General features: G+C 51.6%; 12 protein-coding genes. 9 read left to right on the top strand and 3 right to left on the bottom strand.

What is annotated here, in order from left to right; all coding sequences use genetic code 11:
• Positions 1–269: 269 nt before the first annotated feature.
• Genes B5G10_RS02060 through B5G10_RS02070 form a run of 3 tightly spaced genes read right to left on the bottom strand, consistent with a single transcriptional unit; the run spans position 270 to position 2468 of the window.
• On the bottom strand, positions 270–782 hold the full coding sequence (locus B5G10_RS02060) for a ParB/RepB/Spo0J family partition protein (protein WP_087423106.1): 513 nt from the start codon (positions 780–782) through the stop codon (positions 270–272).
• Between the two features lies 1 nt (position 783).
• Complete coding sequence (locus B5G10_RS02065) at positions 784–2076, bottom strand: DUF3440 domain-containing protein (protein ID WP_087423107.1); 1293 nt, start codon at positions 2074–2076, stop codon at positions 784–786.
• Entirely contained in the window at positions 2073–2468 is a 396-nt protein-coding gene (locus B5G10_RS02070; protein WP_087423108.1) for a hypothetical protein, read from the bottom strand. Before B5G10_RS02070 ends, B5G10_RS02065 begins: the two co-directional genes overlap by 4 nt.
• 345 nt (positions 2469–2813) lie before the next feature.
• Between B5G10_RS02070 and rbr the strand changes: the two genes are divergently transcribed.
• The 9 genes from rbr (at position 2814) to B5G10_RS02115 (ending at position 12953) form a co-directional block, all read left to right on the top strand.
• Positions 2814–3389, top strand: coding sequence for a rubrerythrin (rbr, locus tag B5G10_RS02075; RefSeq protein WP_087423109.1), 576 nt, complete (start codon positions 2814–2816; stop codon positions 3387–3389).
• Positions 3390–3474: 85 nt separating this feature from the next.
• Positions 3475–4131: a flavin reductase gene (locus B5G10_RS02080; RefSeq protein ID WP_087423110.1), complete on the top strand. Its 657-nt coding sequence runs from the start codon at positions 3475–3477 to the stop codon at positions 4129–4131.
• Between the two features lie 151 nt (positions 4132–4282).
• Positions 4283–4594 (top strand): DUF4491 family protein, encoded by a 312-nt coding sequence (locus tag B5G10_RS02085; RefSeq protein WP_087423111.1) that lies wholly within the window; start codon positions 4283–4285, stop codon positions 4592–4594.
• A gap of 83 nt (positions 4595–4677) precedes the next feature.
• A complete protein-coding gene (locus B5G10_RS02090; protein ID WP_143241030.1) occupies positions 4678–5013 on the top strand; it encodes a DUF6383 domain-containing protein in 336 nt (111 codons plus the stop codon).
• A 157-nt stretch (positions 5014–5170) separates the two neighbouring features.
• Positions 5171–6304 carry a branched-chain amino acid aminotransferase gene (locus tag B5G10_RS02095; protein WP_087423113.1) on the top strand — a complete coding sequence of 378 codons (1134 nt, stop codon included), beginning with the start codon at positions 5171–5173 and terminating at the stop codon, positions 6302–6304.
• Positions 6305–6378: 74 nt separating this feature from the next.
• Positions 6379–6915 (top strand): HDIG domain-containing metalloprotein, encoded by a 537-nt coding sequence (locus B5G10_RS02100; protein ID WP_087423114.1) that lies wholly within the window; start codon positions 6379–6381, stop codon positions 6913–6915.
• Between the two features lie 129 nt (positions 6916–7044).
• Positions 7045–9825: a putative LPS assembly protein LptD gene (locus B5G10_RS02105; protein WP_087423164.1), complete on the top strand. Its 2781-nt coding sequence runs from the start codon at positions 7045–7047 to the stop codon at positions 9823–9825.
• Between the two features lie 66 nt (positions 9826–9891).
• Positions 9892–11337 carry an HD domain-containing protein gene (locus tag B5G10_RS02110; RefSeq protein WP_087423115.1) on the top strand — a complete coding sequence of 482 codons (1446 nt, stop codon included), beginning with the start codon at positions 9892–9894 and terminating at the stop codon, positions 11335–11337.
• Between the two features lie 281 nt (positions 11338–11618).
• Complete coding sequence (locus tag B5G10_RS02115; protein WP_087423116.1) at positions 11619–12953, top strand: NADP-specific glutamate dehydrogenase; 1335 nt, start codon at positions 11619–11621, stop codon at positions 12951–12953.
• Positions 12954–13523: the final 570 nt, after the last annotated feature.

The following is a 13523-nucleotide window of genomic DNA, read 5'->3' on the forward strand; positions in this document are numbered from 1 at the left end:
GATTAATTTTTAGAATCTTAGATTCACTCAATTTACAGAACAATACAGAAAAAGCGCCCCTTCTCTTCAACAAAATAATCTGTAAATATTGACAGAACTCTATTATAGGGACAAAATAAGAGATTTTAAATGTATTTAAGAATATATTGTATGTTAAAAATCACGCACAACTGACATTTTCTATATGTCAAACAAAAAGACATATAAATATTATTGATTATTTTTAGGTACTTTTTGTATCCTACCTTACATACAAGCGGAATACCTCGCTACAACTCCTTCGTGAGGCTGAACTCTTTATCGGCAAAGAGTTCGGCCAAACCCGAAATCTGTTTGTAGCGCAACAGTTCGTCCTTGTCCATCCCGATATTTTTCATAATCCAACTGTCCGACATTCCGGCTCGGGTGAGTTCTGAAACAATCTCGCACATCAGTTCGACATTGTGTGTACCACGGGCCCGGTTGTGACGAATGGTCGAAGCCATGCGGTTCGAGATATCCTTGTCGATGACCACCACCGGCAGCAGCCCCTTTTCCCGTTCATATATACGCCGCGAGGTAAGCATCACCTTGTAGCGGTGATAGCCATCGACCAGTTCATACTGGTCGGTCTCGGGCAGATAGTAACACACGCAAGGCATCGTATAACCATCCTCCCAAATAGAGAGTTCGAGCAGCCGCATCTCGGGCGGAGCCACGACATTGGGGTTATAGGTATTGGCCACCACCTTCTCTACGGGCACGGCCCGCACATGATAGACAGGACTTTTATATGCTTCCATTTTACTTTGTCAACGCTTTATATTTTTCCAACACTTGATCTTTCAACTCCTTCTCGGCCTTGGTGAGCGAGAACCCCATATACTTGCAGGTGTGATCGTTCTTGAGAATACAGATACACATGCGTTTGAAGGAGGGCAACTCCTTGAACTCGGGCAGGTCGATATCGTCGAGATACCCCATCTTCACGGGCCGTTTACTGGTCTTGTAGTTGGAGTGGTCGCCCACGACGATAGGGATTCCCAAGGCCTCCAGTTTCTGGATGGTTTCGTCGGAGAGGCACCCTCCCTTTTCCCGCCAGAAGTTGATGCTCACAGACAGTTTGCGCTGATAATTGCGACGCGTCTTCTCGGGCAGCGTTTTCAACAGGAAATCAAGATAACCCTCCCACGTCATGCCGGGCGGCAACTTGATCGAATGCCATCCCATCATCGAAGTGCGCCCATAGAGCCCGGCAAAATTCACCCCATTGACCCTACTCACCATCTTGCCCCACATATCGGGGTCGATCACCCGGTAGAGCCGCAAACTGGCTACGGCCTGCGAGATGAAGGGACTGGCAACCCGCTGCTTGTCGAGTGGTACGCCTGCCCGATAGTAAAGATCGTAGAGGCGATTGTAGTCCCAGCCGAAACGGCCGTTGGCCACCCAGATATCGGTTGTGAGCCAGTCGTGTATGGGATAGGCATTGCAGATGACATGTTTCATCTCGCGAATCCACTTGAGGCCCTTGTACTTCTTGTAATTGCGGTCGCTGTGCACGGTGCGCCAGCGATTCAGACTCTCCTGGGTGCGTATGCCTATCAGGCAGCAGGTGCGTCGGGCACCCATGCGCCGATGCAGCCACTCGGCAAACTTGATTTGGAACTCATAATCCCACAAGGCATCGGTAAAGAAATCGAAATCGGCCTGCGTATAGGCCCCCTCGGGCAGGTCTCTCACCCACAAATCGCGCTTCGACTCTTCCCACGGTCGCCAATAGGACTGGAACATCGAGGTACAGGTAGAGACCTTGCAGGGCACGCACACCCGATAAACGTCCAATATGTCGGCATTGGAAGCCAGCACACGATCGACGTAACGGGTAGTCTCCTGGTATTGCACCTCATAGTCTATATGAAACACACCCAGCCGACGCCCCGGCTGCCGACGTCGCAGATAGTCGATGCAGAGGTTGAGCAACACCCCGCTGTCTTTCCCGCCCGAAAAGGAGACATACACGTTGTCGAAGTCGGTAAATACCCGTTCGAGGCGCTCCATGGCCACATCATACACACTGCTTCTGAACGTGTTCATCTCCCTACATACTTCATTTTGACATACAACTTCCAACGTTTCACCTCGGTAAATCCACAGGACACAAACGCCTCTTCATGCCGAATGTGAGCCATCGCATAGAGCGGATACTTTGATGCAAACTCATCAATAGCCGCGTTGACCAAAGCCGTCAACAACTCGGGCGAATCGCCCGACGCATAATAATTGTCGATAAATGCCCCGGCCATACGACGCTCGACTGGCATGAACCCTTCGACCCCATTCCCGTCTGAAGCCACAAACCACACATGTTTGCGCGAAGTCTTGAACGGGTAATTGTTGTTCTGACGAATGATGGGAATACTCATCGTCAGTGGAGCAACAAGCGTATAGAGCCGAGGTTCGGTTCCCTGTATTTTTTCGATTATCATGGTATAGCTCTTTTATTCAAAGAAACACATCTTCAAAAATATCTCCCCGAATGAGGCTGCATTTATTTCCCACAAAAATATAAAAGAAAAGAGACAAAACAGTATAAGGAGGTTGTAAAATCAATTTGTACTCTCTCCATAAATTCCAATCTCAAACCACTTTCAAACTCAAATTACATTTTGATACACAACTATTTGTTTCTTTCAAAAAAGAATCTATCTTTACCTATAATTATGAAAAATTCTTAAACCCGGTCATTTTATTCAATAATAATTTTAGTTTTAGAATTATTCCAATTATATTTGCATCAGAAATAACAAACACAACAATAAAAACGAAACGTCATGAAAAGTATCAAAGGAACCCAAACCGAACAGAATCTGTTGAAATCTTTCGCCGGTGAATCACAAGCCCGTACCCGTTATACCTTCTTTGCCAGCGTAGCCAAGAAAGAGGGTTTCGAACAGATAAGCGCCATCTTCATGGAGACAGCCGAGCAAGAGAAAGAGCACGCCAAGAAATTCTTCAAATATCTCGAAGGAGGCATGGTCGAGATTACCGCAGCCTTCCCGGCCGGCGTCATCGGTACCACAGCCGAGAATCTGAAGGCTGCTGCCGAGGGTGAAAACGAAGAGTGGGTCGATCTCTATCCCCACTTTGCCGATGTGGCCGAGCAAGAGGGATTCCCTGCCGTAGCCCTTACCTTCCGCAACGTAGCCAAGGTTGAGGCCGAGCACGAGAAACGCTACCGCAAACTGCTGGCCAACGTAGAGAACGGCACTGTATTCTCCGACAGTGAGGAGATCGAATGGCAATGCCGCAACTGCGGATATGTGTATCGCGGCAAGACGGCTCCCGAAGCCTGCCCCGCCTGTGCTCACCCGCGTGCCTACTTCGAGCGCAAAAAGAACAACTACTAATTTTAATTCAGTGTAAATCTTTTAGACTTCCATCGGCCTGCTCTGTGGGGGCAGGCCGATTCTGTTTAGCTCAACAACACGTTCCATGGATATAACCGCCTTACGACAAATCACCTATGGCCTCTATGTGGTAGGGACCAACGACAACGGCCGACCTACGGGCTGTATCATCAACACCTGTTTCCAGGTGACCAGCGAAAATCCCATCATCGCTATCTCGATGAACAAGAACAACTATACCCACGATGTCATTGTGCAGCACCGCCGCTTCAGCCTGGCCATTCTGGCCGAAGAGAGCGACACGAGCCTCATCACTACCTTCGGGTTCCAGTGCGGACGCGACCGCAACAAATACGAGGGGCGCAACCATACCTGGCTGCACGACACCCCTATCCTCCAAGGGAAGTTTGCCGGACACATCGTGTGCGAACTGCTGAGCATGGCCGACAACGAGACTCACGACGTGCTCTTTGCCCGTGTCATCGACACCCTGCCCGACGACGGGACCCCCATGACCTATGCCTACTACCACCAGGTGGTCAAAGGCAAAGCGCCTAAAAACGCTCCCACCTATGTGGCCGAGGAAGAGACAAAGCCCGCCAAGGAGCAAGCACCCGACTCACAAGCCAGCACCAAGCGCTACGTATGCGAGGTGTGTGGCTACATACACGAAGGCGAGTTGCCCGACGATTTCAAGTGCCCCGTATGCCAGGCACCGGCAAGCTGTTTCAAAGAAATATAAGTTTTGAACGAACTAAGATCCCGTTCGAGAGTTTTTACTTTCGACGGGAATTTCTATTTTTGCATCCCGCGCATCAGGGACATCCCGGCACGTCGCTCGGGACTCCCGAAGCGGAGCAGAAATCGACAACCAGTTTTTTTACCACATCGCTATGGATTTTATACTCGACAACCACCTGCAAGGACTTGTGATAGGAGTCTGCACCTTCCTCATCATCGGGCTGTTTCACCCGATTGTAGTAAAGGCCGAATACTATTGGGGCACCCGCTGCTGGTGGATATTCCTGCTGCTCGGGCTGGCAGGCATCGTGGTGTCGCTGTGGGTCGAGAGCGTCACCCTGTCGGCACTGGCCGGCGTGTTTGGCTTCTCTTCGTTCTGGACCATCAAGGAGCTGTTCGACCAAGAAAAACGGGTACAAAAAGGGTGGTTCCCCAAAAATCCCAAGCGCACCTACAAATTTTAGCGCCAAAAGCGTTACATTTAACGGCCTATCCTGCAACAATAAACCAAAAAAAGGTTATCTTTGCAAAAGATATTGTTGTCGTCATGAAACATCTATACGCTATTCTATTGGCATTGGCACTCGGTTGCGGTGCTGCTCTGCAAGCTTCGGCACAAGCCTTGACAGAGAGGACGGCGTGGTCTCTCAGTGAAGGAGACCGCACAGACGACAACGTCCGCGACAATGAGATCGAAGTCTCGAGCAAAGACGGGAATATCTACATCCGCACCCCTCGGCGAGTACAAGTCACGGTCTATACCATTCTGGGACAAATCGTTACCGAGCGCACACTCAACCCGGGCATCTCGGAGTTGAAAATCGGCACCCGTGGTATCTACCTCGTCAAAATCGAAGGCAAAACCCAGAAAGTGGCCTTGTAGTCCATCGGCGACACGACCTGGCTGCGACAGCCGCCCGCACCGACTCATATCACTTCAGCCACCCCAACCGCAAAAAACATCAAACCGACCTTTACAAGAAGCTGAAATTTAGCCCAAACTAATAGGGCTCAAGTTTCGATTTTCGGCTTTTATCGCTATCTTTGTAGGAACAGAAGGCGAGTTCAGTAAAAAACTCAGCTCAGCTTGGCTTTTTACCTGTACCTTTTACTATCTTTGTACCTATAAAGTCAAACACAAAAACAACGAAACTATGGAAAGTATCGATTGGTCAAACCTGTCATTCGGCTATATGCCCACCGACTACAACGTACGATGCACCTACAAAGACGGGAAATGGGGCGACATCACAGTTACCAGTTCTCAAACATTCGAAATACACATGGCTGCCACCTGCCTGCACTACGGGCAAGAGGCATTCGAGGGTATGAAAGCCTTCCGGGGCAAGGACGGTAAGATTCGCATCTTCCGCATGGACGAGAACGCCGCCCGCTTGCAAAGTTCGTGCCGGGGTATCATGATGCCCGAGCTGCCCACCGAGAAGTTCAACGAAGCCATTCTCACGGTGGTTAAGAAAAACGAGCGCTTTGTGCCCCCCTACGAAAGTGGAGCCTCGCTCTATATTCGCCCGTTGCTCATAGGCACTTCGGCCCAGGTAGGTGTAAAACCGGCCAAAGAGTACCTCTTCATCGTTTTCGTTTCGCCGGTAGGCCCCTACTTCAAAGAGGGATTCAAGCCCACCCCCATGGTTATCCTGCGCCAATACGACCGCGCCGCACCGCTCGGCACGGGACGCTACAAAGTGGGAGGCAACTATGCCGCCAGTCTGGTATCGGGCGAGAAAGCCCACGCCATGGGCTACTCGGCAGTGCTTTACCTCGACGCAAAAGAGAAGAAATATATCGACGAGTGCGGCCCGGCCAACTTCTTCGGTATCCGTGGCAACAGCTACATCACGCCTAAATCGACCTCGATTCTCCCCTCGATTACCAACAAAAGCCTCATGCAACTGGCCGAAGACCTGGGCATGACCGTCGAGGTTCGTCAGGTTCCCGAGGAAGAGCTCGCCACGTTCGACGAAGCCGGTGCTTGCGGAACAGCCGCTGTTATCAGCCCTATCGCCCGCATCGACGATCTCGACGAGAACAAGTCGTATGTATTCTCCAAAGACGGCAAACCCGGCCCCATTTGCGAGAAACTGTATCACAAGCTGCGTGCCATACAATATGGCGACGAGCCCGATACCCACAATTGGGTGACCATCGTAGAGTAATTACCAAAAACCATATTCAGGCAGCCCGAAGGCATACGCTTCGGGCTGCTGTTTTATCGTCCCACATCACCATCATGGATATCCAAACTGTTTTCAACAAATACTACCAACCCGGCACCCCCCTCTATCACAGCGTGTGGTCGCACAGCAAACTGGTGGCCGACAAAGCTCTGCAACTGGCCCAGGCACACCCCGAGCTCGCCATCGACAAAGATTTTGTTTACGAAGCCGCCATGCTTCACGACATCGGGGTATTTCTCACCCACGCCCCCGAAATCTATTGCATGGGCGACCAGCCCTACATCTGTCACGGTGTATTGGGAGCCGAGCTGATGCGGGCCGACGGCTACCCCCGTCACGCTCTTGTGTGCGAACGTCACACCGGCACGGGACTTACCGTCGCCGACATCATAGCCCAAAACCTGCCCCTGCCCCACCGCGACATGTGTCCGGTGAGCCTCGAAGAGAAACTCGTCTGCTTTGCCGACAAGTTCTACTCCAAATCGAATCCCGACCGGGAAAAGCCCCTCGACAAAGTGCGTAAAAGCGTAGCCCGATATGGCGAGGATTCGCTGCGTCGATTCGAAGAACTGGCTGCACTCTTTCTCTAACCAGCAAGGAGTTAAGGCCTTGCTACGGTCCCTCCACAATATAGAATAAAATATATTAAATAAAGTCCAAAAGCCGATAAGTCATAGAAAATGTGTATTTTTGCACGTTGATTACAGATGGACAGCCCGATGCCAAAAGAGAGCAAGAAATACGCCATACTTCTATCGCTTCTATTCTCTTCCCTGTTTGTGCCGCTCATTGCACAAGACAGGTATTCGGGTTATAACCAGTCTTTATCGTCCGATACGACAGCAGGCAGCGACAGCACCGCAGACAATCGTCTCGTCCTGCCGCCACTCCCCGACAGCATCTCCATCGACTCACTGGCAACCGACTCGCTCGCTACCGATTCTCTGGTAGCCGACTCGGTGCCCCCAAAAAAGAAAAAGGCGGGACTCACCTCGGTCGTTGACTACAAGGCCAACGACTCGATTGTCTTTACCAACGGCAACGAGGTCTATATGTATGGCAAAGGCGTGGTACAGTTCGACGGCATGGAGCTGAACGCCGACCAGATAGAGATGAACATGGACAGCAGTCTAGTCTATGCCGTGGGCCGTCCCGACTCGGTAGGCGACATCGTGGGTCGCCCGGTATTCAAGGATAAGAGCGGCGAGTACGAGTCGGAGACCATGAACTACAACTTCAAGACCAAGAAGGGATATATCACCAACATCGTGACCCAACAGGGCGAGGGATACCTCACCGGCGGAAAGACCAAGAAGATGGACAACGACGAGTTCTACATGAAGGACGGCAAATACACCACCTGCGACAATCACGAGCATCCCCACTTCTACCTGCAACTGACCCAGGCCAAGGTGCGTCCCAAGAAAAACATTGTCACAGGTCCCGCCTACATGGTGCTGGCCGACGTGCCATTGCCCCTGGCCATTCCCTTCGGATTCTTCCCTTTCACCGAGAAATATTCGTCGGGTATCATCATGCCCACCTTCGGCGACGAGTTGGCGCGCGGCTACTACCTGCGCGACGGCGGTTACTACTTTGCCATCAACGACTATGTCGATTTGGCCCTCACCGGCGAAATCTACACCAAAGGATCGTGGGGAGTCAATGCCAAGTCGGCCTATATCAAACGATACAAATACTCGGGTAACGTCGATTTGAGCTTCATCACCACCATCACAGGCGACAAGGGATTGCCCGACTACTCCAAGATGAAGAACTTCAAAATTGCCTGGACCCACACCCAAGATACCAAAAACAACCCCAACATGTCGCTCTCGGCCAGTGTGAACTACACCACCAGTGGTTACACCCGAAACGACCTGAACAGCTATTACAACGCCAACAGCTTTACCGAGAATACCAAGAGTTCGACGGTCAACATGACCTATCGTATTCCCAACTCGCCGTGGAGTTTCTCGGCCACGGCCAATGTGACTCAGCGTACCCAAGACTCTACGCTAAATGTCTCGTTCCCCAACCTCACCATCTCGATGGGACAGATTTACCCCTTCAAGCGCAAAACGGTAGTGGGCAACGAGCGTTGGTACGAAAGGATACAGATGTCGTACAGCGGACGATTCCAAAACTCGATTCTCACCAAACAAGACCAGATACTCAAGTCGAACCTCATCAAAGACTGGCGCAACGGCATGTACCACAACATACCCATCTCGGCCACGTTCAACGTGCTCAAGTACCTCAACCTCACCGCCAGCTTCAACTTTACCGACCGCATGTACTCCAACAAGGTGATGCAGTCGTGGGACACCCAACAGGCACGCGTCGTGCAAGATACCGTTTATGGATTCTACAACGTCTATAACTACTATGGTTCGCTGAGTGCCGATACCAAACTCTATGGTTTCTACACCCCGTGGAAAATTTTCGGCGACAAGGTGCAGGCCATCCGCCACATCTTCACCCCCTCGGTATCGTTCAGTGCAGCCCCCGACTTCAGTGCTCCGCGATATGGTTTCTGGGACTCCTACTCCTATGTCAATGCCCAGGGCGAAACGGTAACCACCAAATACTCACCCTTCTCAAACGGGGTATATGGCACCGTGTCGCAAGGCAAGCAGGGAACGGTATCGTTTGCCGTATCGAACAACCTGGAGATGAAGGTCAAGTCGGACCGCGACTCGACCGGTGTGCGCAAAATCTCGCTCATCGAAAACCTCTCGGCCAACATGAGCTACAACATGGCTGCCGACTCGATGAAGTGGAGCAACCTGAACACCTCGATTCTTATCAAGCTCACCAAGAGTTTCAACCTGCAGATGAGTGCCACCTGGGATACCTATACCTACCAGCTCGACCGCTATGGCAACCCCGTGCGGGTGAACAAACCCCGCTGGACCGTAGGCAAGGGTCTGGGACGACTCTCGAGCACCGGTACCTCGTTCTCCTACACCTTCAACAACGACACGTTCAAAAAGAAAGATAAAGGCTCCAGCGACAAAAAGGCACAACAGCCCTTGCAACAGCCCAACATGCCGCCCGACCCCAACATGGACGAAGAAGAAGAGGATAGCTCGGGCAACGACGAGGTACAATTCGGACCCGACGGTTACGCCATCTGGGAGGTGCCGTGGAGTCTGTCAATCAACTACTCGATCAACTATGGCTACGGTACCTTCAACCGCAAGAAGATGGAGTACAACGGCAAGTTCACCCAGAACCTCAGTCTATCGGGCAATATCAACCTCACGAAAAACTGGTCGTTCAACTTCTCGGCCAGCTACGATTTCGAAGCCAAGAAGATTGCCTACATGAACTGCAACATCACCCGCGACCTGCACTGCTGGTCGATGAGTGCCAGCTTCGTGCCCGTGGGGCCCTACAAGTCATACAACTTCCACATCAGCGTGAAATCGTCGCTGCTGCAAGACCTCAAGTATGACAAACGAGGCAACTCCTACGATCGTCTCGACTGGTATTAACCGGGGGACCCGCTTGCCGCAATGGCGAAAAAATCGTACTTTTACCCCACGATTAACCCCACAATTATGCAAGCCGACAAACAGCTTATACTCGATCATCTGGATCAACCCATATTCCACCTCATCGGCGAGGTGGCCGACGCCATGAACCGCCCCTGCTTCGTCATAGGCGGCTATGTGCGCGACATCTTTCTCAACCGCCCCTCCAAAGATATCGACATTGTGACCCTGGGCAGCGGCATCGAACTGGCCGAGGCCCTCACCGCCCGACTGGGCAAACGGGCCCACCTCTCGACCTTCCGCAACTTCGGCACGGCGCAGGTGAAGTACAACCGGCGGGGCGAAAATTTCGAAATCGAATTTGTGGGAGCCCGCAAGGAGTCGTATAGCCACGACTCGCGCAAACCGGTGGTCGAGGATGGCACCTTGCAGGACGACCAGAACCGGCGCGACTTCACCATCAACGCCCTGGCCCTGTGTCTGAACCACGACCGCTGGGGCGAACTGGTCGATCCATTCGGCGGCATGGACGACCTGGAGCATGGCATCATACGCACGCCACTCGACCCCGACGTCACCTTCAGCGACGATCCTCTGCGCATGATGCGGGCCATACGCTTTGCCACCCAACTCAACTTCCGCATCGAGAGCGAGACCTTCGCCGCCATTAAGCGCAACCGCTCGCGCATCGAAATCATCTCAAAAGAGCGCATCATCGACGAACTGGGCAAGATCATCCGCTCCGACATCCCCTCGAAGGGATTCATCCTGCTCGACGACTGCAAACTGCTGCCCATCATCTTCCCCGAAGTGGCGGCTCTCAAAGGAGTTGAAACCGTCGAGGGTCGCGGCCACAAAGACAACTTCTACCACTCGCTCGCCGTGCTCGACAATGTGGCGCTGCGCAGCCGCAACGAGTGGTTGCGGTGGGCCGCCCTGCTGCACGATATTGGCAAACCCCGCACCAAACGCTACGACGCCCGCCTGGGTTGGACTTTCCACAACCACAACTACGTGGGCGAAAAGATGATTCCCGGTATCTTCCGCCGCATGAAACTGCCGCTCAACGACAAGATGAAATATGTGCAGAAACTTGTGGGACTGCACATGCGTCCCATCGTCCTGGCCGAAGAGGTGGTTACCGACTCGGCCGTACGCCGGCTGCTCTTCGACGCGGGCGACGATATCGACGACCTCATGACGCTGTGCGAATCGGACATCACCTCGAAGAATCGCGAAAAGGTGAAACGGTTTCTCGACAACTTCGAACTCGTGCGCACCAAGCTGCGCGAAATCGAAGAAAAGGATAGCATACGCAACATGAAATTGCCCGTCCGCGGCGAGGAGATTATGGAGACCTTCGGACTACCTCCCTCGCGACCGGTAGGCGAAATTCTGTCGGCCATCAAAGAGGCCATTCTCGACGGGAAGATTCCCAACGAACACGAAGCTGCCCGCCAATTCATGCTCGAGACCGCTGCAACCATGGGCCTGCAACCGGTTGCGAAATAGAATAGATATAAAATATTTTTACATTTTACCGAATAAATCGCTCAAAAAGATATAGTTCTGTCAATTTTATTTATAAAGTGGAAGTTTTTATTCGAAAAAGCTTTCACTTTATTTATTTTTATTATCTTTGCCGGCACAACCAAAAGTCAAGTCGAGTTTTGCAAGACAAATTGCTACCAGACTTGACAACCAAATGGCATTATGCCACAACCAGATAGCTATCGACATGCAGTGAGTTGCACCAGCTACGACATCCATCAAACCAAAAAACATACTTATCAATGAAAACGACAGAAGTATTGAACGAACTGAAGCGCCGGTTCCCCAACGAGCCGGAGTACCACCAAGCTGTGGAAGAGGTATTATCGACAATCGAGGAGGTCTATAACCAGCACCCCGAATTCGACCGCTACAACCTGATCGAACGCCTGTGTATCCCCGACCGCATCTTCTCGTTCCGAGTAACCTGGGTCGATGACCAGGGCCGCGTACAAACCAACATGGGCTACCGCGTGCAACACAACAACGCCATCGGCCCGTACAAGGGAGGTATCCGCTTCCACTCGTCGGTCAATCCTTCTATCCTCAAGTTCCTCGCCTTTGAACAAACCTTTAAAAACGCCCTCACCACCCTGCCCATGGGTGGCGGTAAAGGAGGGTCGGACTTCAACCCCAAAGGGAAATCCGACATGGAAATCATGCGCTTCTGCCAGGCCTTCGTCACCGAACTGTGGCGCTACATCGGCCCCGACACCGACGTACCCGCAGGCGATATCGGCGTAGGCGGCCGCGAGGTAAGCTACATGTATGGCATGTACAAGAAACTGGCCCGCGAAAACACGGGAACCTTCACCGGCAAAGGTCTCGAATTTGGAGGCTCGCTCATCCGCCCCGAGGCTACCGGCTACGGCAACGTCTATTTCCTGCTCGAGATGCTCAAGACCCGCGGCATCGACCTCAAAGGCAAGGTGGTTACGGTATCGGGCTCGGGTAATGTGGCCCAATACACCGTGCAGAAGCTCATCTCACTGGGGGCCAAAGTGGTGACCATGTCCGACAGCGACGGCTACATCTACGACCCCGACGGTATCGACGAGAAGAAACTGGCCTATATCTTCGAACTCAAGAACCTCTACCGCGGTCGCATACGCGAATATGCCGAAGAGTATGGTTGCAAATATGTCGAGGGCGGACGTCCCTGGGGCGAGAAGTGTGATATCGCCATGCCCAGCGCTACTCAGAACGAGCTCGACGGCGACGACGCCCGCACGCTGCTGGCCAACGGATGTTTCGCCGTGTCGGAGGGAGCCAACATGCCCTCAACCCCCGAGGCTATCGAGCAGTTCCTCGCCGCCAAGATTCTCTACGCTCCGGGCAAAGCCGCCAACGCCGGTGGCGTGTCGGTGAGCGGATTGGAGATGACACAGAACTCCATGAAGATAAGCTGGACAGCCGAAGAGGTGGACCAGAAACTGAAACAAATCATGCACGACATTCACGAGCAGTGTACCCGCTACGGTAAAGAGAGCGATACCTATACCAACTACGTGAAGGGCGCCAACATCGCCGGCTTCATGAAAGTGGCCAAGGCCATGATGGCACAAGGCATCTTGTAACAAACAGTTAGTTATTGTTGAATAAGCCAAACAGGCGGGAGACTCTTTGAAGAACCTCCCGCCTGTTGTGTGTTTACTTATAGGCTATCTGCGTAAAATCGTCTTTTTTTATCATATCCGTCGAATATTGAGGCGTACTGGCCGACAGATAGATAACGGCCAAATCGGGATTTCCCGTACAGTATGCATATATCCGCTGTTGATTTTTATCCAAAACACCCATATTACTGTAAAAAATCAACCCACATTGGCTCAAATCCAATTCCGTCAATTGATTCGATTCGCAATAAAGGAATGTAAGTGCCTTATTGCTTTGAAGAGATAGCTGAGTCAAAAGATTATTATTACACATAAGATCATACAACCGACTACAAGATGAAACATCCAAATCGGTCAATTGGTTATCATTACAGTTCAATTCTTCCAATTTTGAGAGAGATACAGATAATTGTGTAAATTGATTGCCCGAAAGCTTCAATATCTTCAAGTTATCTAAATCAGGTACATTAAACTCAACTAAGTTATTAGACGATCAATCCAACTCTTCCAAATTTTTCAAAGTCGTCAGCT

The organism is Barnesiella sp. An55 (genome assembly GCF_002161555.1).
GTDB classification, from domain to species: Bacteria; Bacteroidota; Bacteroidia; order Bacteroidales; family Barnesiellaceae; genus Barnesiella; species Barnesiella merdipullorum.

Bases quoted from the DNA above. Each gene is read 5' to 3' on its own strand.
- B5G10_RS02060 (WP_087423106.1), bottom strand. From the start codon at position 782: ATGGAAGCATATAAAAGTCCTGTCTATCATGTGCGGGCCGTGCCCGTA.
- B5G10_RS02065 (WP_087423107.1), bottom strand. From the start codon at position 2,076: ATGAACACGTTCAGAAGCAGTGTGTATGATGTGGCCATGGAGCGCCTC.
- B5G10_RS02070 (WP_087423108.1), bottom strand. From the start codon at position 2,468: ATGATAATCGAAAAAATACAGGGAACCGAACCTCGGCTCTATACGCTT.
- rbr (WP_087423109.1), top strand. From the start codon at position 2,814: ATGAAAAGTATCAAAGGAACCCAAACCGAACAGAATCTGTTGAAATCT.
- B5G10_RS02080 (WP_087423110.1), top strand. From the start codon at position 3,475: ATGGATATAACCGCCTTACGACAAATCACCTATGGCCTCTATGTGGTA.
- B5G10_RS02085 (WP_087423111.1), top strand. From the start codon at position 4,283: ATGGATTTTATACTCGACAACCACCTGCAAGGACTTGTGATAGGAGTC.
- B5G10_RS02090 (WP_143241030.1), top strand. From the start codon at position 4,678: ATGAAACATCTATACGCTATTCTATTGGCATTGGCACTCGGTTGCGGT.
- B5G10_RS02100 (WP_087423114.1), top strand. From the start codon at position 6,379: ATGGATATCCAAACTGTTTTCAACAAATACTACCAACCCGGCACCCCC.
- B5G10_RS02105 (WP_087423164.1), top strand. From the start codon at position 7,045: ATGCCAAAAGAGAGCAAGAAATACGCCATACTTCTATCGCTTCTATTC.
- B5G10_RS02110 (WP_087423115.1), top strand. From the start codon at position 9,892: ATGCAAGCCGACAAACAGCTTATACTCGATCATCTGGATCAACCCATA.
- B5G10_RS02115 (WP_087423116.1), top strand. From the start codon at position 11,619: ATGAAAACGACAGAAGTATTGAACGAACTGAAGCGCCGGTTCCCCAAC.